Source organism: Pseudomonas amygdali, assembly GCF_002699855.1.
GTDB classification, from domain to species: domain Bacteria; phylum Pseudomonadota; class Gammaproteobacteria; order Pseudomonadales; family Pseudomonadaceae; genus Aquipseudomonas; species Aquipseudomonas amygdali.
The window spans coordinates 1-26,906 of the sequence record NZ_LKBW01000112.1 but is presented as its reverse complement, the minus strand read 5'-3'; the positions used below and the strand labels follow the sequence as shown (position 1 = coordinate 26,906).

At 58.0% G+C, this 26,906-nt stretch carries 28 protein-coding genes and 2 pseudogenes; 25 read left to right on the top strand and 5 right to left on the bottom strand.

Going from position 1 to position 26,906, the window contains the following annotated elements:
* Position 1: 1 nt before the first annotated feature.
* The 5 genes and pseudogenes from AO277_RS10040 to AO277_RS10020 all read right to left on the bottom strand — a co-directional run bounded on the left by AO277_RS10040 (position 2) and on the right by AO277_RS10020 (position 3,393).
* Positions 2–1,042 (bottom strand): alpha/beta hydrolase family protein, encoded by a 1,041-nt coding sequence (locus AO277_RS10040; RefSeq protein ID WP_044317418.1) that lies wholly within the window; start codon positions 1,040–1,042, stop codon positions 2–4.
* A gap of 383 nt (positions 1,043–1,425) precedes the next feature.
* A complete protein-coding gene (locus tag AO277_RS10035; RefSeq protein WP_044317412.1) occupies positions 1,426–2,013 on the bottom strand; it encodes an FMN-dependent NADH-azoreductase in 588 nt (195 codons plus the stop codon).
* Between the two features lie 74 nt (positions 2,014–2,087).
* Complete coding sequence (locus AO277_RS28475; RefSeq protein ID WP_099258960.1) at positions 2,088–2,261, bottom strand: transposase; 174 nt, start codon at positions 2,259–2,261, stop codon at positions 2,088–2,090.
* The gene (locus AO277_RS28470; RefSeq protein ID WP_371411878.1) at positions 2,224–2,415 is read right to left on the bottom strand and encodes a transposase; all 192 of its coding nucleotides are present in this window, start codon (positions 2,413–2,415) and stop codon (positions 2,224–2,226) included. Before AO277_RS28470 ends, AO277_RS28475 begins: the two co-directional genes overlap by 38 nt.
* Positions 2,416–2,442: 27 nt before the next feature.
* Positions 2,443–3,393 (bottom strand): annotated as a pseudogene (locus AO277_RS10020) (IS5 family transposase).
* 60 nt (positions 3,394–3,453) lie between these two features.
* Between AO277_RS10020 and AO277_RS10015 the strand changes: the two are divergent.
* The 25 genes and pseudogenes from AO277_RS10015 to AO277_RS09885 all read left to right on the top strand — a co-directional run.
* Positions 3,454–3,780: pseudogene (locus tag AO277_RS10015) on the top strand (fused response regulator/phosphatase); the annotation flags it as partial.
* Between the two features lie 33 nt (positions 3,781–3,813).
* Entirely contained in the window at positions 3,814–4,170 is a 357-nt protein-coding gene (locus tag AO277_RS10010) for an Hpt domain-containing protein (RefSeq protein WP_005731569.1), read from the top strand.
* A 125-nt stretch (positions 4,171–4,295) separates the two neighbouring features.
* On the top strand, positions 4,296–5,699 hold the full coding sequence (locus AO277_RS10005; RefSeq protein ID WP_044319127.1) for a flagellar hook-length control protein FliK: 1,404 nt from the start codon (positions 4,296–4,298) through the stop codon (positions 5,697–5,699).
* 683 nt (positions 5,700–6,382) lie between these two features.
* Positions 6,383–6,883, top strand: coding sequence for a flagellar basal body-associated protein FliL (gene fliL, locus AO277_RS09995; RefSeq protein ID WP_044319126.1), 501 nt, complete (start codon positions 6,383–6,385; stop codon positions 6,881–6,883).
* A gap of 9 nt (positions 6,884–6,892) precedes the next feature.
* Positions 6,893–7,861 carry a flagellar motor switch protein FliM gene (gene fliM / locus AO277_RS09990; protein WP_002554281.1) on the top strand — a complete coding sequence of 323 codons (969 nt, stop codon included), beginning with the start codon at positions 6,893–6,895 and terminating at the stop codon, positions 7,859–7,861.
* 61 nt (positions 7,862–7,922) lie between these two features.
* Positions 7,923–8,381 carry a flagellar motor switch protein FliN gene (gene fliN, locus AO277_RS09985; RefSeq protein ID WP_002554280.1) on the top strand — a complete coding sequence of 153 codons (459 nt, stop codon included), beginning with the start codon at positions 7,923–7,925 and terminating at the stop codon, positions 8,379–8,381.
* On the top strand, positions 8,382–8,822 hold the full coding sequence (fliO, locus tag AO277_RS09980) for a flagellar biosynthetic protein FliO (RefSeq protein ID WP_044319125.1): 441 nt from the start codon (positions 8,382–8,384) through the stop codon (positions 8,820–8,822).
* A complete protein-coding gene (fliP, locus tag AO277_RS09975; RefSeq protein WP_002554278.1) occupies positions 8,822–9,574 on the top strand; it encodes a flagellar type III secretion system pore protein FliP in 753 nt (250 codons plus the stop codon). The genes fliO and fliP overlap by 1 nt, the downstream gene beginning before the upstream one ends.
* Before the next feature lie 25 nt (positions 9,575–9,599).
* Positions 9,600–9,869 carry a flagellar biosynthetic protein FliQ gene (locus AO277_RS09970; RefSeq protein ID WP_002554277.1) on the top strand — a complete coding sequence of 90 codons (270 nt, stop codon included), beginning with the start codon at positions 9,600–9,602 and terminating at the stop codon, positions 9,867–9,869.
* Between the two features lie 6 nt (positions 9,870–9,875).
* Complete coding sequence (gene fliR, locus AO277_RS09965; RefSeq protein WP_044319124.1) at positions 9,876–10,661, top strand: flagellar biosynthetic protein FliR; 786 nt, start codon at positions 9,876–9,878, stop codon at positions 10,659–10,661.
* Position 10,662: 1 nt separating this feature from the next.
* Positions 10,663–11,799, top strand: coding sequence for a flagellar biosynthesis protein FlhB (flhB, locus tag AO277_RS09960; protein WP_044319123.1), 1,137 nt, complete (start codon positions 10,663–10,665; stop codon positions 11,797–11,799).
* A 384-nt stretch (positions 11,800–12,183) separates the two neighbouring features.
* Positions 12,184–14,313 (top strand): flagellar biosynthesis protein FlhA, encoded by a 2,130-nt coding sequence (gene flhA, locus AO277_RS09950; RefSeq protein ID WP_002554274.1) that lies wholly within the window; start codon positions 12,184–12,186, stop codon positions 14,311–14,313.
* Positions 14,314–14,324: 11 nt separating this feature from the next.
* The gene (gene flhF / locus AO277_RS09945; RefSeq protein WP_002554273.1) at positions 14,325–15,653 is read left to right on the top strand and encodes a flagellar biosynthesis GTPase FlhF; all 1,329 of its coding nucleotides are present in this window, start codon (positions 14,325–14,327) and stop codon (positions 15,651–15,653) included.
* A gap of 115 nt (positions 15,654–15,768) precedes the next feature.
* Positions 15,769–16,602: a flagellar synthesis regulator FleN gene (gene fleN, locus AO277_RS09940; RefSeq protein ID WP_003412391.1), complete on the top strand. Its 834-nt coding sequence runs from the start codon at positions 15,769–15,771 to the stop codon at positions 16,600–16,602.
* A complete protein-coding gene (gene fliA, locus AO277_RS09935; protein ID WP_002554271.1) occupies positions 16,599–17,339 on the top strand; it encodes an RNA polymerase sigma factor FliA in 741 nt (246 codons plus the stop codon). The genes fleN and fliA overlap by 4 nt, the downstream gene beginning before the upstream one ends.
* 252 nt (positions 17,340–17,591) lie before the next feature.
* Positions 17,592–17,966, top strand: a complete 375-nt coding sequence (locus AO277_RS09930; RefSeq protein ID WP_011169086.1) for a chemotaxis response regulator CheY — start codon at positions 17,592–17,594, stop codon at positions 17,964–17,966.
* Positions 17,967–17,985: 19 nt separating this feature from the next.
* Positions 17,986–18,771 (top strand): protein phosphatase CheZ, encoded by a 786-nt coding sequence (locus AO277_RS09925; RefSeq protein ID WP_002554269.1) that lies wholly within the window; start codon positions 17,986–17,988, stop codon positions 18,769–18,771.
* Positions 18,772–18,804: 33 nt separating this feature from the next.
* Entirely contained in the window at positions 18,805–21,075 is a 2,271-nt protein-coding gene (locus tag AO277_RS09920; protein ID WP_044319122.1) for a chemotaxis protein CheA, read from the top strand.
* 50 nt (positions 21,076–21,125) lie between these two features.
* Positions 21,126–22,289 (top strand): protein-glutamate methylesterase/protein-glutamine glutaminase, encoded by a 1,164-nt coding sequence (locus AO277_RS09915; RefSeq protein WP_044319121.1) that lies wholly within the window; start codon positions 21,126–21,128, stop codon positions 22,287–22,289.
* Positions 22,289–23,029 carry a flagellar motor protein gene (locus AO277_RS09910; RefSeq protein ID WP_002554266.1) on the top strand — a complete coding sequence of 247 codons (741 nt, stop codon included), beginning with the start codon at positions 22,289–22,291 and terminating at the stop codon, positions 23,027–23,029. Before AO277_RS09915 ends, AO277_RS09910 begins: the two co-directional genes overlap by 1 nt.
* Positions 23,030–23,035: 6 nt before the next feature.
* Positions 23,036–23,923, top strand: coding sequence for a flagellar motor protein MotD (gene motD, locus AO277_RS09905; RefSeq protein WP_002554265.1), 888 nt, complete (start codon positions 23,036–23,038; stop codon positions 23,921–23,923).
* 44 nt (positions 23,924–23,967) lie between these two features.
* A complete protein-coding gene (locus tag AO277_RS09900) occupies positions 23,968–24,756 on the top strand; it encodes a ParA family protein (RefSeq protein ID WP_002554264.1) in 789 nt (262 codons plus the stop codon).
* 75 nt (positions 24,757–24,831) lie between these two features.
* The gene (locus AO277_RS09895) at positions 24,832–25,719 is read left to right on the top strand and encodes a CheW domain-containing protein (protein WP_005731582.1); all 888 of its coding nucleotides are present in this window, start codon (positions 24,832–24,834) and stop codon (positions 25,717–25,719) included.
* 57 nt (positions 25,720–25,776) lie between these two features.
* Positions 25,777–26,256 carry a chemotaxis protein CheW gene (locus AO277_RS09890; protein WP_003370201.1) on the top strand — a complete coding sequence of 160 codons (480 nt, stop codon included), beginning with the start codon at positions 25,777–25,779 and terminating at the stop codon, positions 26,254–26,256.
* Positions 26,257–26,658 carry a DUF2802 domain-containing protein gene (locus AO277_RS09885; RefSeq protein ID WP_002554261.1) on the top strand — a complete coding sequence of 134 codons (402 nt, stop codon included), beginning with the start codon at positions 26,257–26,259 and terminating at the stop codon, positions 26,656–26,658. It abuts the gene before it with no gap.
* The last annotated feature ends 248 nt before the right edge of the window (positions 26,659–26,906 follow it).

Genomic DNA, 26,906 nt, shown 5'->3' with positions numbered 1-26,906 from the left:
CTTATTCGTGATGCGCTGTCTGCATACCTGAATGGTCAGAGTCGGCAGAATTGAGCGCCGTGCTGAAGAAGCGCACAGCTTCTGCGCTCAGGTTGCGGTGAATGTCTTCGCGGTCCACTCCGTCAGGGTCATTGCACAGTAACGGTGCGCTCGAACGCTGTTCGTCACTGCACGGTGCCATAAAGACAAAGTGCCCTGCCCCCGCCAACAACTTATAATCCGGTGCCTGCGGCAGTTTGCGCGCCAGCGCGTCGGCGTTGCGGTCGATGGCCAGCAACTGGTCGTCATCCCCGGCATACATCAGCACCGGTACATGCACATCGCCCAGCGTGTGACGGCCGAACATCAGGCTCAACGGGGCCATCAACATCAGCGCACCGACCCTGGGGTCAGCCTGGGCATGCAGGTCATCGCGGTCAGCGACCAGCTCCCCTTGAGTCTTGCAGGCGTCACGGTCTGTGGGGCGTTCGAGGCAATACTGGCGCAGGCGCTGTAGATCAGGCTGCGCGCCCGCAAGAATAAGCGCAGTTTCGCCACCCGCCGAATAGCCGATCACGCCCACCTGACGAGCATTGAGATAAGGGGCAAGCATAGGGTCGAGCAAGGCCGTGCTGATCGCTTCAGAGATCTGCAGCGGGCGACCATACAGGTTACTCAGGCTGCCCAACCGACTGTGATCACGATCATTGTCGCCAGGATGAACCACAGCAACCACCACAAACCCCTGGCGCGCCAATGATGTGGCCAGGTCATGCAACGCCAGCGGTGTACCGGTATTGCCATGAGACAGCAGCAGCAACGGGAACCGGCCCATTGCAATCGGCGCATTTTCGCCGGCCTCGACGCGATAGCCGTGCAGGGTGCTCCACTGCTCACTGGCGGTCGACGGGTAAAAAGCGATGGCCTGCACCGGCTGTGAATCCAGCGGGTCGGGGAAACTCAGCTCGTGATAGCCCGCGCTCCAGGCGTCATCGGCCTGAGCGTGAACCGCAATCAGGCTGTCGAGCAAGCAAACCAGCATCACTGCACAAAGACGTACCATCGAAAGGCCCAACCTTTGCAAATCCTGAGGCTCGCCCGGATAGTCCATTCAGCGCTTGTGTCGAGCATCGTGCTCCAGCGCGCCGCTCTCACCCAGATGAGAGTGTGTAAAACAGAAATAGTGCACAAGCCGGGCCATAAACCGCCCGCTCTTTTCAGCAATCGTGAAAAACACCACAAAACCGCAAACACAGTGCCGCGAAGATGCAGTTTAGTCCTTGAATAGCCCGCTTACCTGTAAGGAAGCTGTCAAGGTTGAGTACGCTCAAAACTGCGTGCATTTATGCGGCGCACAAAAAAACTCCACAACCCGGCGCACGTTGCTCGCGCAAGTTGTGGAGTCTTGTTCAGACCATCACCTACTCAGGCGGCGAACAGCTCGCTCTAGATATGTTGCTGCGCGGCTGTCATGGCGTTGGCACGCGGCTCTTCACCATAGGCCAGGCCGTGCGCACGAACAAATTGCAGGTCGGTGATACCGATGAAGGCGAACAGCGCCTTGAGCAGTTCTTCGTGGCCAGCGCCGGTTGGCTGCCCGACGTGCAGGCCACCGGAAGTGGAAACGATAATAACCTTCTTGCCGCCACACAGGCCTTCAGGGCCGGTTTCGGAATAACGGAACGTGCGGCCGGCAACCATGATCCGGTCAAACCAGGGTTTTAACTGGGACGGGATAGTGAAGTTGTACATCGGCGCACCGATCACCAGCACGTCGGCGGCAAGAAACTGCTGCAAGGTGGCTTCATTAGTGTCGACTTCCTGTTGCTGGGACGCATCTCGGGCTTCTACAGGGGTACCCGCTGCGGCAAGACTGGCAGCAGAGAAATGCCCGAGGGCTTCGCTGGCGAGGTCGCGGTAGGTTACCTGGCTGTCGGCATGCGAGCGCTGATAGGCCTGAACGACCTCATGGGTCAACTGACGCGAAGCGGAATGATCGCCGAGGATGCTGGAATCGAGGTGCAATAAATTCATAACGTAGCTCCTTAAAGAAAATCGCCACTTAGCGATGAAGTGGCGAGCATCCTATCCTTGATCGCAATAGATGATTAGGGTTTGTCTGAAAAGTCAGCCCGCAAGCATCTTTCGATGCAAGCCAGTGTGACCATCGCTTTAAAGCTACTTGCCAGCTTGTCGTAACGCGTGCAGATCCGACGTTTTTCCTTGAGCCAGCTGAACAACCGCTCAATAACGTTGCGTNTAGGGTTTGTCTGAAAAGTCAGCCCGCAAGCATCTTTCGATGCAAGCCAGTGTGACCATCGCTTTAAAGCTACTTGCCAGCTTGTCGTAACGCGTGCAGATCCGACGTTTTTCCTTGAGCCAGCTGAACAACAGCTCAATAACGTTGCGTTTTTTGTACTGAGGCCCGTCAAACAGCCGAGGCAGGCCAGGTCGAGGCTTGCGTTAGGGTTTGTCTGAAAAGTCAGCCCGCAAGCATCTTTCGATGCAAGCCAGTGTGACCATCGCTTTAAAGCTACTTGCCAGCTTGGCGTAACGCGTGCAGATCCGACGTTTTTCCTTGAGCCAGCTGAACAACCGCTCAATAACGTTGCGTTTTTTGTACTGAGGCCCGTCAAACAGCCGAGGCAGGCCAGGTCGAGGCTTGCGATGCATCTTGCGCAGAGGAATCACCGGCTGCATGCCGTAGCGATCGCAGTACTGACGCAAGATTTGGCTGTCATATCCCTTGTCGGCAAGCACATAACGGCAACGCTTGCGTGGGCGACCCTTGCTGCCAGGAAGGCTGATCTGATCCAGCAACGGCTTGAAGTAACACGAGTCAGCTTGTTCGCCAGGCGACAGCATGATGGCCAGCGGGAAGCCATGACTGTCGCAGGCGAGGTGTATTTTGGTAGTTAGCCCGCCCCGGCTTCGGCCGAGGCAGTGGTGTGGCGGTTCCTGCGGGGCCCTTTTTTTCCAGCGCCGTTGGCTGCTCGGGTGGCCCGGATTGACGTGGAATCAACCATCCAGGTGTCCAGATCGATGAAACCGTCTTCTCGCAAACGATTTTTTTCCAGCGCCGTTGGCTGCTCGGGTGGCCCGGATTGACGTGGAATCAACCATCCAGGTGTCCAGATCGATGAAACCGTCTTCTCGCAAACGAAGATGAAGGTGGCGCAGAACCTGCTCGAACGTGCCGTTATCACGCCATTGCCTGAAGCGCTGGTAAACGGTCTTCCAAGGCCCGAAACGTTCTGGAAGATCCCGCCATTTGGCACCAGAGCACAAAATCCAGAAGATCCCATTAAGCATCTGACGATCATCGCGTCTTGGCCGCCCCATGCGTTGAGGAGGGGAAACAATGGCTTCAATGATCGCCCAACGATCAGATGAAATTTCATAACGGTCAGTCATGATGGCCCTCTTGGCAACCAGAGGACATCATTTTAACCAAGGCGACTTTTCAGACAAACCCTAGGGCTGGATTCGGCGCTAAAGCATGATGCAGCAGGTTTCGCCCTGTATTATCAGCAGCGCGCCGAGCGGCTTGGCATGCTTCAGACCGGGTTTATCCGCGTGACTGTGCGGGTCGAGCCGGTCGCAGCGGGTGGTCGGCTGACCCTCAGCGTGGAGGACAGTGGTCAGGGATTTGATATTGAAAAAGTCCGGATGCAGATACCTGCGGGCAATGAGCTGTATGGTCGCGGGCTCCGCCTGGTGTGTGAATTGAGTCGTGAGGCTCGATGGTCAGCGGATGGCAGGACGGCCTGCGTGGAATTTTCCTGGGAGGGAGTGGCATAATCCCCCCTGGAGTCTTGATCAAGGAGTGAACAAGTGTCGATTCATCTGGATTACAGCGTGCTGAATGCCTTGCAGGAAGTCATGGAGGACGAATATCCGACCTTGCTGGATGTGTTCCTCAAGGATTCCGAGCAGCGTATCGCGCAACTGCGTCTTGCTGTTCAAGTCAGCCATCCTGACTTTCAGGAATTGAGCCTCACCGCGCACAGTTTCAAGGGCAGCAGCGCCAATATGGGTGCCTTGCAACTTTCCGAGTTGTGTCGTCAGTTGGAAGAGCAGTCCCGTCAGCAGTTGTTCACAGGTCTGACAGAGTTGATCGGTAAAATCGACAGCGAATACATGACTATTCGCGGTTTGTTTAACGCTGAGCGGCAGTTGTTTGTCAGCTGATCACTGATTTCCAGATCCCCGATCTTCCTTTATTCGGCAACCTTTGAAGTGGTTGTGGAAGGTTGGCCCGCATATTGCTCAGTGTTCTGGTAAGGCGATAACCAGCAGCTTATGCGGAGACCGAAATGCCCCTCGCTACCAATGCGCTTCTTCAGGCCACAAGCACTGCGACCTCAAGGTCCGGTACGGCCAATAATGCGGTCAAGTCTGCTGACAGCAGCAAAGACGGGGCCTCCAGCTTTTCCAATGTCTATGCCAAACAGGCGAAGGATGCCGTTCCGTCGCGTGATGATGCGCCGGTCAAGCCGGCTCGCGACAAGGCTGCGCCTGACAAGGACAAGGTTGCCGCCGGCAAGGACAAGCCTGCCAGTGATCAGGCCAATGCCGCTGACACGTCGAGTGTTGCCGATAGCGGCAATGATTTGCCAACCCGATCGACTGCCGCTGAGGATGATGCTGCCAGTGCCGGTTCAAAGCAGGATGATGCACAGGCATCTGCCGACTCTGCATTGACTGAAGGGCTGGCGATTGTCGATCCGGTGCTTGACCCGGCGTTGCAGGCGATGGCTGCTCAAGCGCCTGCGTTGCCGGTCGCCAGACCACAAAGCCCTGACGTCACGGCTGCGCCCGTAGCTACCGTGCTCACGGTCACTCAGGCTGCTCCGCCCGCAGCGACTGAAGAAGCATTCAATCCGGACGCCGATCCGCTTGATGGTCTGGATGCAGTGCAATTGGCGCTGGAGAATGCCAACGCCAAAACGCAGCTGGCTGCGCAGAATACCCATGCTGCCAACAAAGCAACGCCGACCAACGCAGAGGCCGATCCAAACCAGAATCTCGTCAATAACCTGTCGGCCCTGAGCGAGCAGCTTCCCTCGGAAGAGAGCAGCACGGAAAGCAGTGACAAGTCGTTCAGCGGCTTGATCGGCGAAGGACTGAAGGATGTCAAAAGCGCCGCGGGCGACACGCGCGTCGACAACTTTGCCGATCGCCTCGCTGCGCTGAGTCAGGCCGCGCAACCGGCCCGTGTTGCGGCAGCACCTGCCGCAGCGCCGTTGATGAATCAGCCGTTGGCCATGCACCAAAGCGGCTGGACCGAAGGCATTGTCGACCGCGTCATGTACCTGTCGAGCCAGAACCTCAAAACCGCCGATATCAAGCTGGAGCCCGCCGAACTCGGACGTCTGGACATTCGCATCAACATGGCACCTGAGCAGCAGACCCAGGTAACGTTCATGAGCGCCCATATGGGCGTGCGTGACGCACTGGAAAGCCAGATGTCGAGGTTGCGTGAGTCGTTCGTTCAGCAGGGGCTTGGCAACGTCGACGTCAACGTTTCCGACCAGTCGCAACAGCAGGCCCAGCAACAGGCTCAAGAGCAGGCCAGCCGTGCCCAGCGCAACGGTCGTGGCAATGGCGTGAGCTCAGGCGACACTTCGGATGAGATTGCAGGCTTCGATGCCGCTGTTCCGGTCAGCCAGCCGGCTGCGCGCGTGATCGGCAGCAGCGAGATCGATTATTACGCGTGATGCTCCTTGCCTCACATGGCAGCCGCGACGCGAAGTCATGCCTTGTCTGCTAGTTGTTAAGGCAGAAATGATTTTCGATCCCGATGGTACAGACGACGCAAATTGCGACCTTAGTGACGGCTGAGTCCTGGCGCTGATCCGGGGGTAGCCTGGCAGGACGCCAGGCTAGCCGCACCGGGCCATGGATGGCCCGTTGCGGCGACCCCCGGATCAGTGACAGGGCGAAGGAACCCGACGAAGTCGGGCCGGAAACAGGAGCGAGGGGATTTGCCTACTTTGGCCCCATCAAAGTAGGTCGCCGAGGGGCGAAAAGGTAACCTGAGCCGGACACAAACATAACTGACATAGCAGAACCGCTGTGTGACGCGGAGCGTCACGAAAGGCATTACCACGCGGAGCGTGGGAACGAGAATCTGGGCCGAACGCCAATCCACCTGATCTCGCAGGACCGCTGTGTGACGCAGAGCGTCACGAACGGCATTCCTACGCGGAGCGTGGGGACGATAGTCATCAGCTCCCGGGTCGGGCTGATTCGGCACTGACACAAGCATTACCATCCCTCCGCGCCCAGCCGCGTAACCGGTTGTGTCCAATACATCTCCATCTCGTACAACTCTGGCATAACACTTGCTCTGCCTCTGTCACGTATTGAAGAACCTCTTGAATAGTGACGGATTATTGGCATGGCGAAGAGCGAAGAAGTTAAAGACCCGGCAACCAAAGGCAAACTCAAGCTCATCATCCTCGCCGTTGTGGCGTTGCTGCTGGCGGTAGGTTTGTCGGTGGGCGCGACCTGGTTCCTCATGCACAAGAGCGAAAGCACACCAGACCCGGCTGCTGCCGCTGCCGCAGCTAACGTCAAGCCAGTGGCGGTGTTCGAACCCATGACCCCGGCCTTCGTGGTCAACTTCAACTCCAATGGTCGCCAGCGCTATATGCAGGTCAGTATCACCATGCTGGCGCGCAATGCCGCCGATATGGAAGCGCTGAAGGCGCATATGCCGCTGATCCGCAACAAACTGGTCATGCTGTTTGCTGCTATACCCTTTGAGTCGCTGGCCTCGCCGATCGGCCAGGAAATGCTGCGTCAGAAAGCGACCGCGAGCATTCAGGAAGTGGCACAGAAAGAACTCGGCAAGACTGTGATTGAACAGCTGCTCTTCACTAACTTCGTATTGCAGTAGGACTCTCACATGGCCGTGCAAGACCTGCTCTCCCAGGATGAGATCGACGCGCTGCTGCATGGCGTCGACGACGGGATGGTCCAGACCGACACCGTCAGCGAGCCTGGCAGCGTCAAAAGCTACGACCTGACCAGTCAGGACCGGATTGTCCGCGGGCGCATGCCGACGCTGGAAATGATCAACGAGCGATTCGCCCGCTACACGCGTATCAGCATGTTCAACCTGCTGCGCCGCTCGGCGGACGTGGCGGTGGGTGGCGTTCAGGTCATGAAGTTCGGCGAGTACGTGCATTCGCTGTACGTGCCGACCAGCCTCAACCTGGCCAAGATCAAGCCGCTGCGTGGTACTGCGCTGTTCATCCTTGATGCCAAGCTGGTGTTCAAGCTGGTGGACAACTTTTTCGGTGGCGATGGCCGTCACGCCAAGATCGAAGGCCGTGAGTTCACGCCGACCGAACTTCGCGTCGTGCGCATGGTGCTGGATCAGGCGTTCATCGACCTCAAGGAAGCCTGGCAGGCCATCATGGAAGTGAACTTCGAGTACATCAACTCGGAAGTGAACCCGGCCATGGCCAACATCGTCGGGCCGAGCGAGGCCGTGGTGATTTCCACTTTCCATATCGAACTGGATGGCGGTGGCGGCGATCTGCACGTGACCATGCCGTACTCGATGATCGAGCCGATCCGCGAAATGCTCGATGCCGGTTTTCAGTCGGATCTGGACGATCAGGATGAGCGCTGGATCAACGCGCTCAAGGAAGACGTTCTTGATGTCAATGTGCCGCTCACCACGACCATCGCTCAGCGCCAGTTGCCGTTGCGGGACATCCTGCACATGCGTCCTGGTGACGTTATCCCGGTGGAACTGAGCGAGTCGCTGGTCATGCGTGCCAATGGCGTACCGTCATTCAAGGTCAAGCTTGGCTCGCACAAGGGCAAGATGGCCCTGCAAGTAATCGAACCCATAGCGCGACGCTGACCTGTCTGGTCAACGTCGGAAATTGTTGCGTAACTGAAATACTGCGTGCAGAGGACAACTGATGGCTGATGAAAACGATATGACGTCTGCTGAAGATCAGGCGTTGGCCGACGAGTGGGCTGCTGCATTGGGCGAAGCTGGCGACAGTCAGGCTGATATCGATGCGTTGCTGGCGGCGGATGCGGGGAATTCGGGTAGCCGGATGACCATGGAAGAGTTCGGCAGCGTGCCGAAAAGCACGGGTCCGGTTTCTCTGGACGGTCCCAACCTGGATGTGATTCTCGACATTCCGGTGTCGATCTCCATGGAAGTGGGCAGCACCGATATCAATATTCGTAACTTGTTGCAGCTCAATCAGGGCTCGGTGATCGAGCTGGATCGCCTGGCTGGCGAACCGCTGGATGTGCTGGTCAACGGCACGCTCATCGCGCATGGCGAGGTGGTGGTGGTCAACGAGAAGTTCGGCATCCGTCTGACCGACGTGATCAGCCCGAGCGAACGCATCAAGAAGCTGCGCTAAATGAGGCGCTGGCTAAGTGTTCTGCTAACCCTGCCGTCGCTGGCCTGGGCTGCCGAGCCCGCTGCTCAGGCCGCACCTGCGCAGGTAGCCAATACGGTATCCGGCGGTATGGGCGGGCAGTTGGTGCAGCTGCTGTTCGGTCTGATATTGGTGATCGGTCTGATTTTCGTGCTCGCATGGCTGATGCGCCGCGTGCAGCGCGTGGGGCCGAACAATGGTCAGGTCATCGCATTGGTGAGTTCGCGCGCGCTCGGTCCGCGTGATCGGTTGGTGCTGGTGCAGATCGGCAGTGAACAGATCTTGCTGGGTATCACGCCAGGGCGGATCACGCCCCTGCATGTGCTCAAGGAACCGGTACAGGTGCCAGTGCGTGAGCAGGCGACCCCTGAATTCGCTCAGCGCCTGATGGAGCTGATGGGCAAGGATAAGGACAAGAAGTGATGGGCGCGCTGCGTTTCGTGATACTGCTGTTGCTGGTCATGGTGACGCCTGCTGTACTGGCAGCCGATCCGCTATCGATACCGGCGATCACGCTGTCCAATGGTGCGGATGGTCAGCAGGAGTATTCGGTCAGTCTGCAGATCCTGCTGATCATGACTGCGCTGAGCTTCATTCCGGCGTTTGTCATGCTAATGACCAGTTTCACCCGGATCATCATCGTCTTCTCGATTCTGCGTCAGGCCCTCGGTTTGCAGCAGACACCTTCCAACCAGATCCTGACGGGCATGGCGCTGTTTCTGACCATGTTCATCATGGCGCCGGTTTTCGACCGTGTGAATCAGGATGCGCTGCAGCCTTACCTGGCTGAAAAGCTCACTGCACAGGATGCAGTCGCCAAGGCGCAGGTGCCGATCAAGGATTTCATGCTGGCGCAAACCCGTACCAGTGACCTTGAGCTGTTCATGCGCCTGTCCAAGCGTACCGACATCCCCACCCCGGATGCCGCGCCGCTGACCATTCTGGTTCCAGCGTTCGTGATTTCGGAGCTCAAGACGGCGTTTCAGATCGGCTTCATGATCTTCATTCCGTTTCTGATCATCGATCTGGTGGTGGCCAGTGTGCTGATGGCGATGGGTATGATGATGCTGTCGCCGCTGATCATTTCGCTGCCGTTCAAGATCATGCTGTTCGTGCTGGTGGATGGCTGGGCGCTGATCGTCGGCACCCTGGCTGGCAGTTTTGGTGGCGTATGAGCCGTTTCACTGAGGAGTCTGCCCGATGACGCCGGAAGTAGCTGTCGATCTGTTTCGCGAGGCGCTGTGGCTGACCACCGTGCTGGTCGCGATTCTTGTGGTGCCGAGCCTGTTGTGCGGTCTGCTGGTGGCGATGTTTCAGGCGGCCACGCAGATCAACGAACAGACCCTGAGCTTCCTGCCGCGCCTGTTGGTCATGCTCGTGACCCTGATTGTCATCGGCCCCTGGCTGCTGAAAATTTTCATGGAATACATGCTGTCGTTGTACACCAGTATTCCGACGCTGATCGGCTAGCGCCGCATGCAGCCGATGCTTGCGCTGACCGATATCCAGATCAGTACCTGGGTAGCGAGCTTCATGCTGCCGATGTTTCGTATCGTCGCGTTGCTGATGACCATGCCGGTGATCGGCACCACTCTGGTTCCCCGACGCGTGCGTCTTTACCTCGCATTTGCCATCACTGTGGTGGTCGCTCCAGCGCTGCCAGCCATTCCGCCGGTTCAGGCGCTTGACCTCAGTGGGCTGTTGCTGATCGGCGAGCAGATCATCATCGGTGCCGGCATGGGGCTGTCCCTGCAGATGTTTTTCCATATCTTCGTGATCGCCGGGCAGATCATCTCGACGCAGATGGGCATGGGCTTTGCCTCGATGGTCGACCCTACCAACGGCGTATCTTCGGCTGTTATCGGCCAGTTTTTCACCATGCTGGTCACGCTATTGTTCTTGTCCATGAACGGCCATCTGGTGGTGTTGGAAGTGCTTGTCGAAAGCTTCACCACGATGCCGGTGGGTGGTGGTCTGCTGGTCAATAATTTCTGGGAGCTGGCGAACGGGCTAGGCTGGGCGTTGAGTTCCGGACTCAGGCTGGTGTTACCTGCTATTACTGCGTTGCTGATCATCAACATCGCTTTTGGCGTCATGACCCGTGCAGCGCCGCAACTCAACATCTTCTCGATCGGTTTCCCGCTGACTCTCGTGCTGGGCATGGTCATCCTGTGGATGAGCATGGGCGATATTCTCAATCAGTATCAGCCGATTGCCAGTCAGGCACTGCAATCGTTGCGCGACATGGTGAGGGCTCGTTGAGATGGCAGAAAACGAGAATGGCCAGGACAAGACAGAAGACCCCACGGAAAAAAAGGTCAAGGACTCCAGAGCGGATGGGCAGATTGCGCGCTCCAAGGAGCTGACCACGCTGGTGGTCATGCTGATGGGGGCGGGCGGGTTGCTGATGTTCGGCTCAGGCATTGCGCAGATGATGTCCGAGCTGATGCGCGACAATTTTACGATCAGCCGCGAAACGCTCATGGATCAGTCATACATGGGCAAGGCGTTGCTCAGCTCCGGCCTGCACGCGCTGGTCGTGATGCTGCCGTTTCTGATCGCCATGCTGGTGGCGGCGCTGGTGGGGCCGATCATGCTTGGCGGCTGGTTGTTCGCAACCAAATCGCTGATGCCCAAATTCAGCCGGATGAACCCGGCGGCAGGGCTCAAACGCATGTTTTCACCGCATGCGCTGGTCGAGCTGCTCAAATCCTTCGGCAAGTTTTTGATCATCCTCGCCGTTGCGCTGGTGGTCTTGAGCAACGAGCGCAATGATCTGGTGGCCATCGCTCATGAGCCATTGGAACAGGCGATGATACACAGCCTGCTGGTGGTCGGCTGGAGCAGCTTCTGGATGGCCTGTGGTCTGATATTCATTGCTGCTGCCGACGTGCCCTTTGTACTGTATGAGGCGCACAAGAAGTTGCTGATGACCAAGCAGGAAGTGCGCGACGAGCATAAGAACAGCGAGGGCAGCCCCGAGGTTAAACAGCGTATTCGCCAGTTGCAGCGCGAAATGTCCCAGCGGCGGATGATGGCGTCGATTCCGGAAGCGGATGTCATTATTACCAACCCGACGCACTTTGCCGTAGCCTTGAAATACGATCCCGAGCAGGGCGGGGCGCCGATGTTGCTGGCCAAGGGTACGAACCTGGTGGCGCTGAAGATTCGCGAAATCGGCGCGCATAACCAGATACTGATTCTGGAATCTGCGGCGTTGGCCCGCTCCATCTACTACAGCACCGAGCTGGACCAGGAAATCCCTGCCGGGCTCTATCTGGCCGTGGCCCAGGTGCTGGCCTATGTCTACCAGATCCGCCAATTCCGCGCCGGTCAAGGCAAGCGCCCAGACCCACTGGGTGACATCAAGATCCCGCCCGACCTGCAGCGCGATGCGTAGCCCTTTGCTTTGTCGCCAGCAGACCACCCTCGCGCCCGTGCTCCGCATGGGTATACGGTTCCTGAAGCTCTGCGTCCGCTCTTGGGCGTGTGGTGCGGCGCAGATTTGTGACGCAGAGCGTCACCCACGGCATTCCCACGCTGGAGCGTGAGGAACGATCATCTCAACTATCGTGCGACGCTCCGCGTCGCATGCCGTTCTGGACGCTCTGCGTCCGCTCTTGAAGATTTTCTGACTGCGCAAGGTATGCCGGTTTCCCATTACTTCTGTCTCTAAAGCCTTACCAGCACTGGCTTTGTAAAAGTTGGACAGCTTTTTGCAACAGGGTCGATACAGGTCGCCATCGGCGTCAATGTTTTGATCTAGTGCGCAGGTAAACAATCAGTGGATCGTTCTCAGATATTCAGTAGCGCACGCAGCAATATCACTGGCCTGGGCCGTGGTCAGTTGGGCGTTCCGCTGTTGTTGCTGGTCATGATGGCAATGATGATGTTGCCTATGCCGCCGTTCCTGCTGGACGTGTTCTTCACGTTCAACATTGCACTGTCCATCGTCGTGTTGCTGGTGTGTGTTTACGCTCTGCGGCCGCTGGACTTCTCGGTGTTTCCAACCATTCTGCTGGTCGCTACGCTGTTGCGTCTGGCACTGAACGTTGCTTCCACGCGAGTGGTCATGCTTCACGGTCAGGACGGTCACGCCGCTGCGGGCAAGGTGATTCAGGCCTTCGGTGAGGTGGTGATCGGTGGTAACTATGTTGTCGGTATCGTGGTGTTCGCGATTCTGATGATCATCAACTTCGTAGTAATCACCAAAGGTGCCGGCCGTATTTCCGAGGTCAGCGCGCGTTTCACCCTCGACGCGATGCCAGGCAAACAGATGGCAATCGACGCGGACCTCAACGCCGGTCTCATCGATCAGCCAGAAGCCAAGCGCCGCCGTGCTGAAGTCGCTCAGGAAGCCGAGTTCTACGGTTCCATGGACGGTGCCAGCAAATTCGTGCGCGGCGATGCAATTGCCGGTTTGCTGATTCTGTTCATCAACCTGATCGGCGGCATGCTGGTCGGTATTCTGCAACACAACATGACATTCGCTGATGCAGGCCGCGTTTATACCCTGCTGACCATCGGTGACGGTTTGGTGGCGCAATTGCCATCACTGCTTTTGTCCACTGCCGCAGCGATCATGGTGACCCGCGCTTCCGGTTCGGAAGAGATGGGCAAGCTGATCAATCGTCAGATGTTCGCCTCGCCCAAGGCACTGGCAGTTTCCGCTGCGATCATGATCGTAATGGGGCTGGTGCCGGGCATGCCGCACTTCTCCTTCATCAGCCTCGGCCTGGTGGCTGCGGGTGGTGCGTATCTGCTCTGGAAGAAAGAGAACCAGGTGAAAGTCGAGGCGCTGGCCGAAGTGCAACGCCAACAGGACCTGCTGCCTTCGCCGACCCGTGTTCAGGACGCCAAGGAGCTGGGTTGGGATGACGTCACCCCTATCGACATCATCGGCCTGGAAGTGGGTTATCGCCTGATTCCGCTGGTGGACCGCAATCAGGGTGGTCAACTGCTGGCGCGTATCAAGGGCGTGCGCAAGAAGCTGTCGCAAGAGCTGGGCTTCCTGATGCCGACCGTACACATCCGTGACAACCTTGATCTGGCACCCAGCGCCTACCGTCTGACGCTGATGGGCGTGATTCTGGCCGAGGCCGAGATTTATCCGGATCGCGAGCTGGCGATCAACCCCGGTCAAGTGTTCGGCACCCTGAACGGCATCACCGCCAGAGACCCGGCGTTTGGTCTGGAGGCCGTTTGGATCGAAATCAGCCAGCGCAGCCAGGCGCAGTCGCTGGGTTATACCGTGGTGGACGCCAGTACTGTGGTGGCAACCCACTTGAACCAGATTCTCTACAAGCACTCTCATGAACTGATTGGTCACGAAGAAGTCCAGCAGTTGATGCAATTGCTGGCCAAAAGCTCGCCCAAACTGGCTGAAGAGCTGGTCCCTGGTGTGCTGTCCCTGTCCTCGTTGCTCAACGTGCTGCAAGCGCTTCTGGCTGAGCATGTACCTGTGCGTGATATTCGCAGCATTGCAGAAGCTATCGCCAACAACGCCGGCAAGAGTCAAGATACCGCCGCTTTGGTGGCTGCCGTGCGAGTGGGTCTGAGCCGCGCAATCGTCCAAAGCATTGTAGGTGTTGAGCCGGAGCTGCCTGTTATCACTCTGGAACCAAGGTTGGAACAGATATTGCTCAATAGTTTGCAGAAGGCTGGTCAGGGTCAGGAAGAAGGCGTTCTTCTTGAGCCAAGCATGGCTGAGAAGCTCCAGCGTTCGTTGATTGAGGCCGCCCAGCGTCAGGAGATGCAAGGGTTGCCGGTAATTCTTCTGGTAGCAGGGCCTGTCCGGGCGATGCTGTCACGATTTGGACGATTGGCTGTACCGAACATGCATGTTCTGGCGTATCAGGAAATTCCGGACAACAAGCAAGTAACCATCGTAGCGACTGTCGGGCCGAACGGCTGAGGTAGTGAGTCATGCAAGTTAAGCGATTTTTCGCCGCCGATATGCGTCAAGCCATGAAACTGGTTCGCGATGAGCTGGGCGCCGAGGCGGCCATCATCGGTAACCGGCGCATTGCCGGTGGCGTAGAGCTGACTGCCGCTCTGGATTACAAGCTGTCCGCCCTGGCACCGCGTGTGCCGAACATGGAGCTCGAAGACGAGCTGCGCAAGACCCAGTCGCGCATCGTCTCTGCTCAGGCCGAATTGAACAACCGCAGCGACAGTGACGCGTCGATCAATCTTCAGCTGTTTTCCGGCAAACCGGTCAGCGCTGTCGATACGCACATCGAGCCGACGCTCGAAGAGCCGCCACGACCATTCGCGTACACGCCGCCTGCGCCCGCAGAGCCTGCTGTCGGCCAGCGCGCCTATGATTCGATGCGCTCCGAATTGAACGGCTTGCGCGAGCTGCTGGAAGTCCAGCTTGGCTCCCTGGCCTGGAACCAGCTGCAGGGCAGTCGTCCGCAGCAGGCCAATCTGTGGCGCCGCCTGCAACGTGTCGGTTTGTCCGGCCCGCTGTCGCGCGATCTGCTGTCGATGATCCCGGAGATTGACGAGCCTCGTCAGGCCTGGCGCATGTTGCTGGCCCATTTGGCGCGCATGATTGCCGTGCCGGACATCGAGCCGCTAGAAGAGGGTGGAGTCATTGCCATGGTCGGGCCTGCCGGCATGGGCAAGACCACCACGCTGGCCAAGCTGGCGGCACGTTACGTGTTGAAGTACGGTCCGCAGAATATCGCTCTGGTCAGCATGGACAGTTTCCGCATCGGCGCACAGGAGCAGCTCAAGACCCTTGGGCGCATCCTCAACGTGCCGGTTACCCATGTCGATCCTGGCCAGTCGCTGGTCCAGGCGCTGGAGCCGCTGCTGCGCAAGCGCGTGGTGTTGATCGATACCGCCGGGCTGCAAGCCAGCGATCCCGCGCTGCGCATGCAACTGGAAAGTCTGGCAGGGCGTGGCATCAAGTCGCGTAACTACCTGGTACTGGCGACCACCAGCCAGAAGCAGGTGCTGACCGCTGCTTATCACAGTTACAAGCGTTGTGGCCTGGCCGGATGCATTCTGACCAAGCTTGATGAAACAGCCAGCCTTGGCGAAGTCCTGAGCCTGGCGATCAGTCATGAATTACCTGTGGCCTACCTCACGGACGGACCCCGTATTCCTGACGACCTGCACACCCCGCGTCGTCATCAACTGGTGAGCCGTGCGGTGAGTGTGCAGATGCAGGATGAGCCGAGCGAGGAAGCGATGGCTGATATGTTTGCTGACCTCTATCACACCCCTGGCAAGAGAGTGGGTTAAGTGATGGATATTATTGGAATGTCCCTGCGTCAACGGTCTGCCATGCGGTGTTCATTTGCGAACGTGCAGCCCTCGATGTGGTTTCGGTCTACGCAAGACAAGGTAAAGAAATAACATGGGCAGCATGCATCCCGTACAGGTTATCGCGGTGACCGGTGGCAAAGGTGGCGTCGGTAAGACTAACGTGTCAGTGAATCTTTCACTGGCCCTTGCCGAGCTTGGCCGTCGTGTCATGCTGCTGGACGCCGATCTGGGTCTGGCCAATGTCGACGTTCTGCTTGGGCTGACGCCTAAACGTACACTTGCCGATGTGATAGAGGGCCGTTGCGAGTTGCGCGACGTTCTGTTGCAGGGGCCGGGTGGGGTGCGTATCGTGCCTGCCGCCTCTGGCACCCAGAGCATGGTGCATCTGTCCCCGGCCCAGCATGCGGGTCTGATCCAGGCGTTTAGCGAGATTGGCGACAACCTTGATGTGCTGGTGATTGACACGGCTGCCGGTATCGGCGAATCGGTGGTCAGCTTCGTGCGCGCCGCTCAGGAAGTGTTGCTGGTGGTGTGCGACGAGCCCACGTCGATCACCGATGCCTACGCCCTGATCAAACTGCTCAACCGCGACTACGGCATGAACCGCTTCCGGGTGCTGGCCAACATGGCGCAGAGCCCGCAGGAAGGGCGCAACCTGTTCGCCAAACTCACCAAAGTGACGGACCGTTTTCTTGATGTCGCGCTGCAGTATGTAGGTGCCGTGCCGTACGACGAGTGCGTGCGCAAGGCCGTACAGAAACAGCGCGCCGTCTACGAAGCATTCCCGCGATCCAAATGTGCGCTGGCGTTCAAGGCCATTGCCCAGAAGGTTGATACCTGGCCGCTGCCAGCCAACCCGCGGGGTCATCTCGAGTTCTTCGTTGAGCGACTCGTTCACCAGACCAGTGCAGGGCCTGTGCAATGACTGCGAGCGGCTACCAGATGTACAGCAAGGCTTCCCGTAATTCGCAATACGAGTTGATCGAGCGTTATGCGCCATTGGTCAAGCGTATCGCTTATCATCTGCTGGCGCGCTTGCCGGCCAGCGTGCAGGTCGAGGATCTGATCCAGGCTGGCATGATCGGTCTGCTTGAAGTCTCCACCAAATATGATTCAACCAAAGGTGCGAGTTTCGAGACCTACGCCGGCATTCGCATTCGTGGTGCGATGCTGGATGAAGTGCGCAAGGGCGACTGGGCACCACGCTCAGTGCACCGCAATACCCGAATGGTCAGTGACGCAATTCGTGCAATTGAAGCTAAAACCGGCCGTGACGCTAAAGATCACGAGGTTGCGGCCGAACTCCAGTTGAGTCTTGATGATTATTACGGGATTTTGAATGACACCTTGGGCAGCCGCCTCTTCAGTTTCGACGACCTGCTTCAGGACGGGGATCACGAAGGGCTGCATGAGGATGGCGCAAGCGGTTCGCTTGAGCCGTCGCGCGACCTGGAAGACGAGCGCTTCCAGGCAGCGTTGGCCGATGCAATTGCCAATTTGCCAGAGCGTGAGCGTCTGGTGTTGGCGCTGTACTACGACGAAGAGCTGAACCTCAAGGAAATCGGAGAGGTTCTTGGGGTCAGCGAATCTCGGGTCAGTCAGTTACACAGCCAGTGCGCAGCTCGTTTGCGGGGGCGTTTGGGGGAGTGGCGAGCGCGTTGACGGCAGTGCGCGACGTTTGTCGTGCGTTGTCTGCATGCCGGCTGTGCAAAGCGTTACGTGGTAGCAGGATAGACGAGGCAAGGGCCTGTCGGGCAATGTCTCGATGGGCTTTAGTCGCAGTCTTGACTGTCGTTGTGCCAAGCCCGTCGTCGTTTCGTATAGCTGGGGGTGTGCTGTGCCAGTATTGAGTGAACAGCGTGTTCAGGTGCTGAACGCGTTAAAGACTGCTTGGAGGTCGAATTGGACAAGAACATGAAAATCCTCATCGTTGATGACTTCTCAACGATGCGGCGGATCATCAAGAATCTGTTGCGTGATCTGGGATTTACCAACACATCTGAAGCGGATGACGGTCTGACCGCATTGCCGATGCTGCAGAGCGGTGCCTTTGACTTTCTGGTGACGGACTGGAACATGCCTGGCATGACCGGTATCGACTTGTTGCGTCAGGTCCGTGCGGACGAGCGTCTCAAGAGCCTTCCTGTACTGATGGTTACTGCCGAAGCGAAGCGTGAGCAGATCATTGAAGCTGCCCAGGCCGGGGTGAACGGTTATGTAGTCAAGCCATTCACGGCTCAAGCGCTTAAAGAGAAGATCGAAAAGATCTTTGAACGCGTCAATAGCTGATGCATGCCGCGAGGGCGCTATGGATAACAATGATTCGATGGCCGACTTTGAGTCGACCTTAAAGAGACACGCGCAGGAACTCGTCACCAGCCTTGAAAAGGGCCGCTTCGGTGACGCTGTGCAGCTGATCCATGAACTCAACCAGACACGCGACCGCGGCCTTTATCAGGAAGTGGGCAAGCTGACTCGTGAGCTGCACAGTGCAATCGTCAACTTTCATATTGATCCGCACATGCCTCAAGCCGAGGAAGTGTCGCAGATCACCGACGCGACCGAACGCCTGTCGTATGTGGTGAGGCTGACCGAGAATGCGGCCAACCGCACTATGGACCTGGTCGAGGAAAGCACACCGCTCATGAGCGGTCTGAGCTCCGATGCCAAGGCATTGAGTGACGACTGGGGGCGTTTCATGCGCCGCGAAATCGGTGCTGAAGAATTCCGTGAGCTGGCCAAGCGGGTCGATGGTTTTCTGACGCGCACCGAGCAGGAGGCAGATAGGGTTTCCGGGCATCTCAACGATATTTTGCTTGCCCAGGATTACCAGGACCTTACGGGGCAGGTTATCAAGCGCGTGACGCAATTGGTTACGGAAGTCGAGAGCAATCTGCTCAAACTGGTGCTCATGGCCAGCCATGTCGATCGCTTCGCAGGCATCGAACATGACGAAGAATCCATCCTTGCTGAAAAAGATCCTAAAAAACATCTCGCCAAGGGTGAAGGTCCGCAGATTCATGCCGATAAACGTGAAGACGTCGTATCCGGACAGGATGATGTAGACGATCTGCTATCGAGCCTCGGCTTCTAAGATCTGTTGACGGTTAATTTTAGGGAGCACCCCATGAGCTTCGGCGCCGATGAAGAAATCCTTCAGGATTTTCTGGTAGAGGCCGGCGAAATTCTGGAGCAGTTGTCAGAGCAATTGGTCGAGCTGGAAAGCCGACCGGATGATGCTGATCTGCTCAATGCAATTTTTCGCGGTTTTCACACTGTAAAAGGGGGCGCCGGCTTCCTCCAGCTCCATGAGCTGGTGGAGTGCTGCCACATCGCCGAAAACGTGTTCGACATCCTTCGCAAGGGTGAGCGTCGCGTTGATTCCGAACTGATGGATGTGGTCCTGGAAGCTCTGGACACCGTCAACAGCATGTTCGGTCAGGTACGTGAACGGACTGACGTAACTGCGGCGACGCCAGAACTGCTGGCTGCGCTTTCGCGACTGGCCGAGCCACAATCTGCCGACGAAGTCGCAGCGCCCGAGCCCGAGCCGGTGGTTGAAGCCGAGGCTCCGGCTCCGGTTGCCGAGCAAGCGGCCAGCGATGACATTACCGATGATGAGTTCGAGCAACTGCTCGATTCGCTGCACGGCACCAGTCCGGTGTCTGCGGCACCATCAGCGGCACCTGCGGTCGCGCCAGCTGGCGATGAAATTACCGATCAGGAATTTGAATCCCTGCTTGATCAGTTGCATGGCAAGGGCAAGTTTGCGGCCGATGCTGTAGCCGCTCCAGCCCCGGCACCTGCTGCACAGAGCAAGGGTGCAGCGTCTGCCGGCGATGAAATCACCGACGACGAATTCGAAGCCTTGCTTGATCAACTGCATGGCAAGGGCTCGTTTGACGGTGCCATAGCCGCTACGGCTGCTGCTGCACCTGCATCTGCGGCCGTTCCTGCCAAGGCACCCTCTGCTGCAGCGGCATCGGACGAAATTACCGATCACGAATTTGAAAACCTGCTCGACGAACTGCATGGCAAAGGCAAGTTCGAGCCTGATGCGGTCGTTGCCAAGGCACCTGCTCCGGCAACTGCCATAGCTGCTGCTCCGCCACCGGCTGCCAAGCCTGCTGCGGCGCCTGCACCTGCGGCAAAGGCCGAGCCCGCCAAGCCTGCTCCAGCACCTGCACGCGCTCCTGCGCCCACTGGTGAAAAGCCGGTTGCGACTGAAGCCGAAACCACGGTTCGTGTGGATACCGCCCGACTGGACGAGATCATGAACATGGTCGGCGAACTGGTGCTGGTACGTAACCGCCTGGTGCGTCTGGGTCTCAACAGCGGCGATGAAGCCATGTCCAAGGCGGTTTCGAACCTGGATGTGGTCACTGCCGACCTGCAGACCGCGGTCATGAAGACCCGTATGCAGCCGATCAAGAAAGTCTTTGGTCGCTTCCCGCGTCTGGTACGTGACCTGGCTCGCCAGCTCAAGAAAGAGATCAATCTGGAACTGGTCGGCGAAGAAACCGACCTCGACAAGAACCTCGTAGAGGCGCTTGCCGACCCGCTGGTCCACTTGGTGCGCAACGCGGTCGACCACGGTATCGAAACGCCGGAAGAACGCGAAGCCTCGGGCAAGTCCCGCGGCGGCAAGGTAATTCTTTCGGCAGAGCAGGAAGGTGACCATATCCTGCTGTCGATTTCCGATGACGGCAAGGGTATGGACCCCAACGTGTTGCGCTCGATTGCGGTCAAACGTGGTGTCATGGACAAGGATGCAGCCGATCGGTTGAGCGACACCGATTGCTACAACCTGATCTTTGCACCGGGCTTCTCGACCAAGACCGAGATTTCCGATGTGTCAGGTCGCGGTGTGGGCATGGACGTGGTTAAAACCAAGATCTCCCAGCTCAACGGCTCGATCAACATCTACTCGACCAAGGGCCAGGGTTCCAAGATTGTCATCAAGGTCCCGTTGACCCTGGCGATCATGCCGACCCTGATGGTGATGCTGGGCAACCAGGCTTTTGCCTTCCCGTTGGTCAACGTCAACGAAATCTTCCACCTGAACCTGTCCACTACCAACGTGGTTGACGGTCAGGAAGTGGTGATCGTACGTGACAAAGCCTTGCCGCTGTTCTATCTCAAGCGCTGGCTGGTCAGTTCGGCGGCTCATGAAGAGCAGCGAGAAGGGCACGTCGTGATCCTGACGGTCGGCACCCAGCGCATCGGCTTCGTTGTCGATCAACTGGTCGGCCAGGAAGAAGTGGTTATCAAACCGCTGGGCAAGATGCTGCAAGGTACGCCAGGCATGTCGGGCGCCACCATCACCGGTGACGGTCGCATCGCCTTGATTCTCGATGTACCCAGCATGCTCAAGCGTTACGCCGCACGGCGTATCTGAACCCGGGGGTGCGGGCAGCCTGGCTGCCTGCAACACCTATTGGAGTGTTTATGGCAGTCAAGGTCCTGGTGGTGGATGATTCCGGTTTTTTCCGCCGCCGTGTTACGGAAATTCTTTCTTCGGACCCCAACATTGTAGTGGTTGGCACCGCCACCAACGGCAAGGAAGCGATTGAGCAGGCGCTGGCGCTCAAACCTGATGTCATCACCATGGACTACGAAATGCCGATGATGGATGGCATTACGGCAGTTCGTCATATCATGCAGCGTATCCCCACCCCGGTATTGATGTTCTCGTCGCTGACGCACGAAGGTGCGCGCGTGACGCTGGACGCTCTGGACGCCGGTGCCGTGGATTTCCTGCCCAAGAATTTCGAAGATATCTCGCGCAACCCGCAGAAGGTCAAACAACTGCTGTGCGAGAAAATCAACAGCATTTCGCGCAGTAACCGCCGTTCAAGCGGGTTTGGTGCGGCCAGCGCTGCATCGGCGGCTGCACCGGCAGCGCCGACGTCGTCCAGCCGTGCACCTGCGCCCACCACCGCGCCAGCCCGTGCCGTGCCGACGCGCACTGCAGCGCCTGCCACGGCCCCTGCGGCTCATGCTCACCATGCTCCGGCACACCCGACCACCTCAGGCACGCCCAAGCGCAAGGCATACAAACTGGTGGCCATCGGCACCTCAACCGGTGGCCCGGTTGCGTTGCAACGGGTACTTACCCAGTTGCCAGCCAGCTTCCCGGCACCGCTGGTGCTGATTCAACACATGCCTGCGGCCTTCACCAAGGCCTTTGCCGAGCGTCTCGACAAGCTGTGCAAGATCAGCGTCAAGGAAGCAGAGGACGGCGACGTTCTGCGCCCTGGTCTGGCGTTGCTGGCACCGGGCGGCAAGCAGATGATGGTGGATGTGCGCGGTACGGTGAAGATTCTGCCGGGTGACGAGCGCCTGAATTACAAACCTTGTGTAGATATCACCTTTGGCTCTGCCGCCAAGTCCTACGGTGACAAGGTGCTGTCGGTGGTATTGACCGGCATGGGTGCCGATGGCCGTGAGGGCGCGCGCCTGCTCAAGCAGGCGGGCAGTACCGTATGGGCGCAGGACGAAGCGAGCTGCGTCATTTACGGCATGCCGATGGCAATCGTCAAGGCTGAGCTTGCAGATGCGATCTACAGTCTGGATGACATAGGTCGCCACCTGGTAGAGGCCTGTCTCTGATGGATGTACTCAGTCTTATCGGCCTGATCCTGGCGTTTGTCGCGATCATTGGCGGCAACTTTCTTGAAGGCGGACACCTCGGTGCGTTGCTCAATGGCCCGGCAGCCCTGATTGTACTGGGCGGCACACTGGGTGCGTCGCTGTTGCAGTCACCGATGAGCGCGTTCATGCGTGCCATGAAAATCATCCGCTGGATCATTTTCCCGCCTCGTATCGATCTGCCCGGCGGTGTAGACCGGGTGATCGGCTGGAGCATGACCGCCCGCAAGGAAGGCTTGCTCGGTCTGGAAACGGTCGCTGATTCCGAACCTGACAGTTATGCCCGCAAAGGCTTGCAACTGTTGGTCGATGGCGCCGAGCCTGCAGCGATCCGGAGCATTCTTGAAGTGGATTTCATCACTCAGGAAACCCGCGATATTCAGGCTGCCAAGGTATTCGAAAGCATGGGCGGCTATGCGCCGACCGTGGGCATCATCGGTGCGGTAATGGGGCTGATTCACGTCATGGGTAACCTGGCCGACCCGAGCCAACTGGGCAGTGGGATTGCGGTGGCTTTTGTTGCCACCATTTATGGCGTTGCAATGGCCAACCTGATTCTGTTGCCGGTGGCCAACAAGCTTAAAGGCATTGCCCACCGTCAGTCGCGTTACCGCGAAATGCTGCTTGAAGGCTTGCTGTCCATCGCCGAAGGTGAAAACCCGCGCTCCATCGAACTCAAGCTGCAAGGCTTCATGGAGTAACAGCGCATGGCTCGCCGACGTCAGGCCGAAGAACACGAAAATCATGAGCGCTGGCTGGTGTCGTATGCCGACTTCATTACCCTGCTGTTCGCCTTTTTCGTGGTGATGTACTCGATTTCCTCGGTCAATGAAGGCAAATACAAGATTCTGTCCCAGGCACTGGTTGGCGTATTCAACGATACCGAGCGCACTATGAAACCGATCCCTATTGGTGAGCAGCGCCCGGTCTCGATAAAGCCCGCCGAGCCGCTGGTCAAGGACAGCGAACAGACCGATGCCGGAATTGGCCAGGCTTCTGATGATCCGCTGCAGACCATCGCTCAGGATGTTCGCGATGCGTTCGGCGACCTGATCAAGTCCGATCAGATGACGGTGCGCGGCAACGAGTTATGGATCGAGATCGAACTCAACTCCAGCCTGTTGTTCGTCAGCGGCGACGCCATACCCAGCGACAAGGCTTTCACGATCATTGAAAAGGTTTCCGGAATCGTCAAACGCTTCGACAATCCCATACACGTTGAAGGCTTCACTGACGATCAGCCGATCAGCACTGCGCAGTTTCCGACCAACTGGGAACTGTCTTCGGCTCGATCTGCCAGCATTGTGCGCATGCTGGCGATGGACGGTGTCAATCCCGCGCGACTGGCCTCTGTGGGCTACGGTGAGTTTCAACCGATCGCGCCCAATACCACTGCCGCCGGACGCGCCAAGAACCGCCGCGTAGTGCTGGTCATCTCGCGAAATCTGGATGTGCGTCGCAGCCTGACCAGTTCAGGGTCGGCCAATGTGCAACCGGATGCTGCACTGAGGCGTGCTGGCACACAAACTGCACCGGTGCCAGCAAAGCCGCCGGTACGTGCGAACGCCGTCAATTCTCCGTCACCTGCCCCCTAACATTGTATCGGTATGGTCGTTGCTGTACGCAAGGAAAAACATCAATGAGAGTCTGGGCAGTAGCCAACCAGAAAGGTGGAGTCGGAAAGACCACCACGACCATCGCCCTGGCCGGCCTGCTGGCCGATGCGGGCAAGCGTGTGGTCGTGGTCGATCTGGACCCCCACGGCTCCATGACCAGCTATTTCGGGCATAACCCGGACGAACTGGAACACAGTGCCTTCGATCTGTTTCTCCACAAGGGTGCGGTTCCGGAGGGGCTTCCGGGCCAATTGCTGCTGCCGACCAGTGACCAGCGTATCTCGCTGATACCCTCCAGCACGGCGCTGGCCACACTGGAGCGTCAATCCCCTGGCCAGAGCGGCCTGGGCCTGGTGATCGCTAAAAGTCTGGCGCAGTTGTGGCAGGATTTTGACTATGCGCTGATCGACAGTCCGCCGCTGCTGGGCGTTCTCATGGTCAATGCGCTGGCGGCAAGCCAGCAGTTGGCGATACCGGTACAGACTGAATTTTTGGCCGTGAAAGGCCTGGAGCGTATGGTCAATACCCTGACCATGATCAACCGTTCGCGCAAGGTGCCGTTGCCTTACACCATCGTGCCGACCTTGTTCGACCGTCGTACCCAAGCGTCGATGGGCACATTGAAATTATTGCGCGACAGTTTTCCCGATCATGTCTGGCAAGCCTACGTGCCGGTCGACACGCGGCTGCGCGATGCGAGCCGTCTGGGGCTGACGCCGTCGCAGAATGACAGTAAGAGTCGCGGTGTGATTGCTTATCGGGCATTGCTCAAGCATATGCTCGCCGAGCAGCTCAATGCTCAGGTGGCCTGACGTGAACGTCCATTCTTTCTACACAGTTTGCTCAAGTGATGCCTCAATGCGGCCGATAACTCTATCAGGTTGCACATGCTCCATTTTTTGTTGGGCCCCGGTATGAACCGCCCTGTAGAAGTAGCAACACGACCCAAGCTGGCGTTGCAGTCCTATCTGGACGCATTGCTGTACGACGCGACTGAGGTGCTTGAAGAGCCTGTCAGCAGCATCGATGAATTTCAGGCGGCTGTGCTCGAAGAGCAAGCCTTTGATGCGCGGATGCAAGCGCAGATCAAACCGCTGGCGGTTGCGGTGGCCGCGCCGGCTCCGGTGGCTGTAGCGGTAAAGGTTGAAGCGCCTGCGCCGGTGATTGAAGTCGCTCCGGTGATTGTTGCCGAAGTGGTGAAGGTTGAAGAAGCAGTTTCGACCGTTGAGCTGGTCGAGCCGGTCGCTGAGTTGAGCACACTGGTGACCCAGCGCACGCCGACGCCGCCGCCTACCAGTGATGGTCGCCCGGCATGGGCCGCCGAGCCGTTCGAATGCCTGTTGTTCGACGTGGCCGGGCTGACGCTGGCAGTGCCGCTGGTATGCCTAGGGTCGATTTACCCGCTGGCAGGGCAGGAGCTGACGCCACTGTTCGGTCAACCGGACTGGTTTCTCGGGATCCTGCCTTGCCAGGCGGGCAACCTGAAAGTATTGGATACCGCGCGCTGGATCATGCCTGATCGATACCGCGACGATTTTCGCCAGGGATTGCAGTACGTGATTTCTGTGCAGGGATACGAGTGGGGACTGGCGGTGCATCAAGTCAGCCGTTCGTTGCGTCTTGATCCGAATGAGATCAAATGGCGCACGCAGCGAGGTCAGCGCCCATGGCTGGCGGGCACGGTTATCGAGCACATGTGCGCGTTGCTGGATGTTGCAGAGTTGGCCGAGCTGATAGCCAGTGGCGCGGTCAAGCAGTTGAACAAGTCGAAATAATCATGGGTCGATGCCAGTGGCATCACCTGCAAAGAACACACGTGAGGGGTTGGGGTTATGAATAAGTCGTCTGCACAAGGTTCCGAAGATCCTATCCTGCAATGGGTTACGTTCCGCCTGGACAACGAGTCCTATGGCATCAACGTGATGCAGGTGCAGGAAGTGCTGCGCTACACTGAAATCGCCCCGGTCCCGGGTGCGCCAAGCTACGTACTGGGCATTATCAACCTGCGCGGTAACGTGGTCACCGTGATCGATACCCGTCAGCGCTTTGGTCTGGCTCCGGTTGAAGTCAGCGACAATACGCGTATCGTGATCATCGAAGCCGACAAGCAAGTGGTCGGGATTCTGGTCGATAGCGTGGCTGAAGTGGTTTACTTGCGTCAGTCTGAAGTCGAAACTGCGCCAAATGTGGGTAACGATGAGTCGGCCAAATTCATTCAGGGCGTTTGCAACAAGAACGGCGAACTGTTGATTCTGGTTGAACTGGACAAAATGATGTCCGAAGAAGAGTGGTCCGAACTGGAGAACATCTGATTGATCTTTGAGGTAGCTGTCTTCTTCCTGGGCATTCTCTGGGTAGTCACCCTGTTTATGTTCCTGGCCCATACCAGGCGTCAGCGCAAGCTCGATGCCGAGCGTGATGAGGCGGCTGCCTTGCGTGATCAGCGGATCAAGGAGTTGGCCAGACGCCTGGACAACTACCAGAACGGCACGGTGCGCATGGGCGAAGCGTTGCACGAGCTGCGTGCCATCGTTGCGCCGTTGCCGGACAAGCTCACTGCACTGGAACAGCGCGATCCCTCCACGCTGTCCTTTGCCCAGGCTGCACGCCTGGTCGGCATGGGTGCCAGCATCGATGAGCTGACCCAGTCCTGCGGCCTGACCCAGGCCGAAGCGCAACTGATGACCAAACTGCACAGCAATACTGCGAGCTAGTTTCTCTTCGGTACACGCCTGCGCTGCCCATTCAAGGTCGGACGCAGAGCGTCCAGAACTGCAACGATAATCTCAACTATCGTGCGACGCTCTGCGTCGAATGCCGTTCTGGACGCTCTGCGTCCGATTTTGAGTATGATTCCCGTTCCCACGCTCTGGTATGACCCCCGAAGGTTGGACGCAACCTTTGGAGGCGTCATGGGTAAATATACAGTGCAGGCAAAACTCGCAGCCGTGAAAGAATATTG

Excerpts from the sequence above, each read along its gene's own strand:
- AO277_RS09895 (WP_005731582.1), top strand. The coding sequence starts at position 24,832 with ATGCTCCATTTTTTGTTGGGCCCCGGTATGAACCGCCCTGTAGAAGTA.
- fliN (WP_002554280.1), top strand. The coding sequence starts at position 7,923 with ATGGCTGATGAAAACGATATGACGTCTGCTGAAGATCAGGCGTTGGCC.
- fliL (WP_044319126.1), top strand. The coding sequence starts at position 6,383 with ATGGCGAAGAGCGAAGAAGTTAAAGACCCGGCAACCAAAGGCAAACTC.
- AO277_RS09910 (WP_002554266.1), top strand. The coding sequence starts at position 22,289 with ATGGATGTACTCAGTCTTATCGGCCTGATCCTGGCGTTTGTCGCGATC.
- AO277_RS09900 (WP_002554264.1), top strand. The coding sequence starts at position 23,968 with ATGAGAGTCTGGGCAGTAGCCAACCAGAAAGGTGGAGTCGGAAAGACC.
- AO277_RS09970 (WP_002554277.1), top strand. The coding sequence starts at position 9,600 with ATGACGCCGGAAGTAGCTGTCGATCTGTTTCGCGAGGCGCTGTGGCTG.
- fliR (WP_044319124.1), top strand. The coding sequence starts at position 9,876 with ATGCAGCCGATGCTTGCGCTGACCGATATCCAGATCAGTACCTGGGTA.
- fleN (WP_003412391.1), top strand. The coding sequence starts at position 15,769 with ATGGGCAGCATGCATCCCGTACAGGTTATCGCGGTGACCGGTGGCAAA.
- AO277_RS09920 (WP_044319122.1), top strand. The coding sequence starts at position 18,805 with ATGAGCTTCGGCGCCGATGAAGAAATCCTTCAGGATTTTCTGGTAGAG.
- flhB (WP_044319123.1), top strand. The coding sequence starts at position 10,663 with ATGGCAGAAAACGAGAATGGCCAGGACAAGACAGAAGACCCCACGGAA.
- fliA (WP_002554271.1), top strand. The coding sequence starts at position 16,599 with ATGACTGCGAGCGGCTACCAGATGTACAGCAAGGCTTCCCGTAATTCG.
- fliO (WP_044319125.1), top strand. The coding sequence starts at position 8,382 with ATGAGGCGCTGGCTAAGTGTTCTGCTAACCCTGCCGTCGCTGGCCTGG.
- AO277_RS09925 (WP_002554269.1), top strand. The coding sequence starts at position 17,986 with ATGGATAACAATGATTCGATGGCCGACTTTGAGTCGACCTTAAAGAGA.
- motD (WP_002554265.1), top strand. The coding sequence starts at position 23,036 with ATGGCTCGCCGACGTCAGGCCGAAGAACACGAAAATCATGAGCGCTGG.
- AO277_RS09915 (WP_044319121.1), top strand. The coding sequence starts at position 21,126 with ATGGCAGTCAAGGTCCTGGTGGTGGATGATTCCGGTTTTTTCCGCCGC.
- fliP (WP_002554278.1), top strand. The coding sequence starts at position 8,822 with ATGGGCGCGCTGCGTTTCGTGATACTGCTGTTGCTGGTCATGGTGACG.
- AO277_RS10005 (WP_044319127.1), top strand. The coding sequence starts at position 4,296 with ATGCCCCTCGCTACCAATGCGCTTCTTCAGGCCACAAGCACTGCGACC.
- AO277_RS10040 (WP_044317418.1), bottom strand. The coding sequence starts at position 1,042 with ATGGTACGTCTTTGTGCAGTGATGCTGGTTTGCTTGCTCGACAGCCTG.
- AO277_RS10035 (WP_044317412.1), bottom strand. The coding sequence starts at position 2,013 with ATGAATTTATTGCACCTCGATTCCAGCATCCTCGGCGATCATTCCGCT.
- AO277_RS09890 (WP_003370201.1), top strand. The coding sequence starts at position 25,777 with ATGAATAAGTCGTCTGCACAAGGTTCCGAAGATCCTATCCTGCAATGG.
- fliM (WP_002554281.1), top strand. The coding sequence starts at position 6,893 with ATGGCCGTGCAAGACCTGCTCTCCCAGGATGAGATCGACGCGCTGCTG.
- AO277_RS09930 (WP_011169086.1), top strand. The coding sequence starts at position 17,592 with ATGAAAATCCTCATCGTTGATGACTTCTCAACGATGCGGCGGATCATC.
- flhF (WP_002554273.1), top strand. The coding sequence starts at position 14,325 with ATGCAAGTTAAGCGATTTTTCGCCGCCGATATGCGTCAAGCCATGAAA.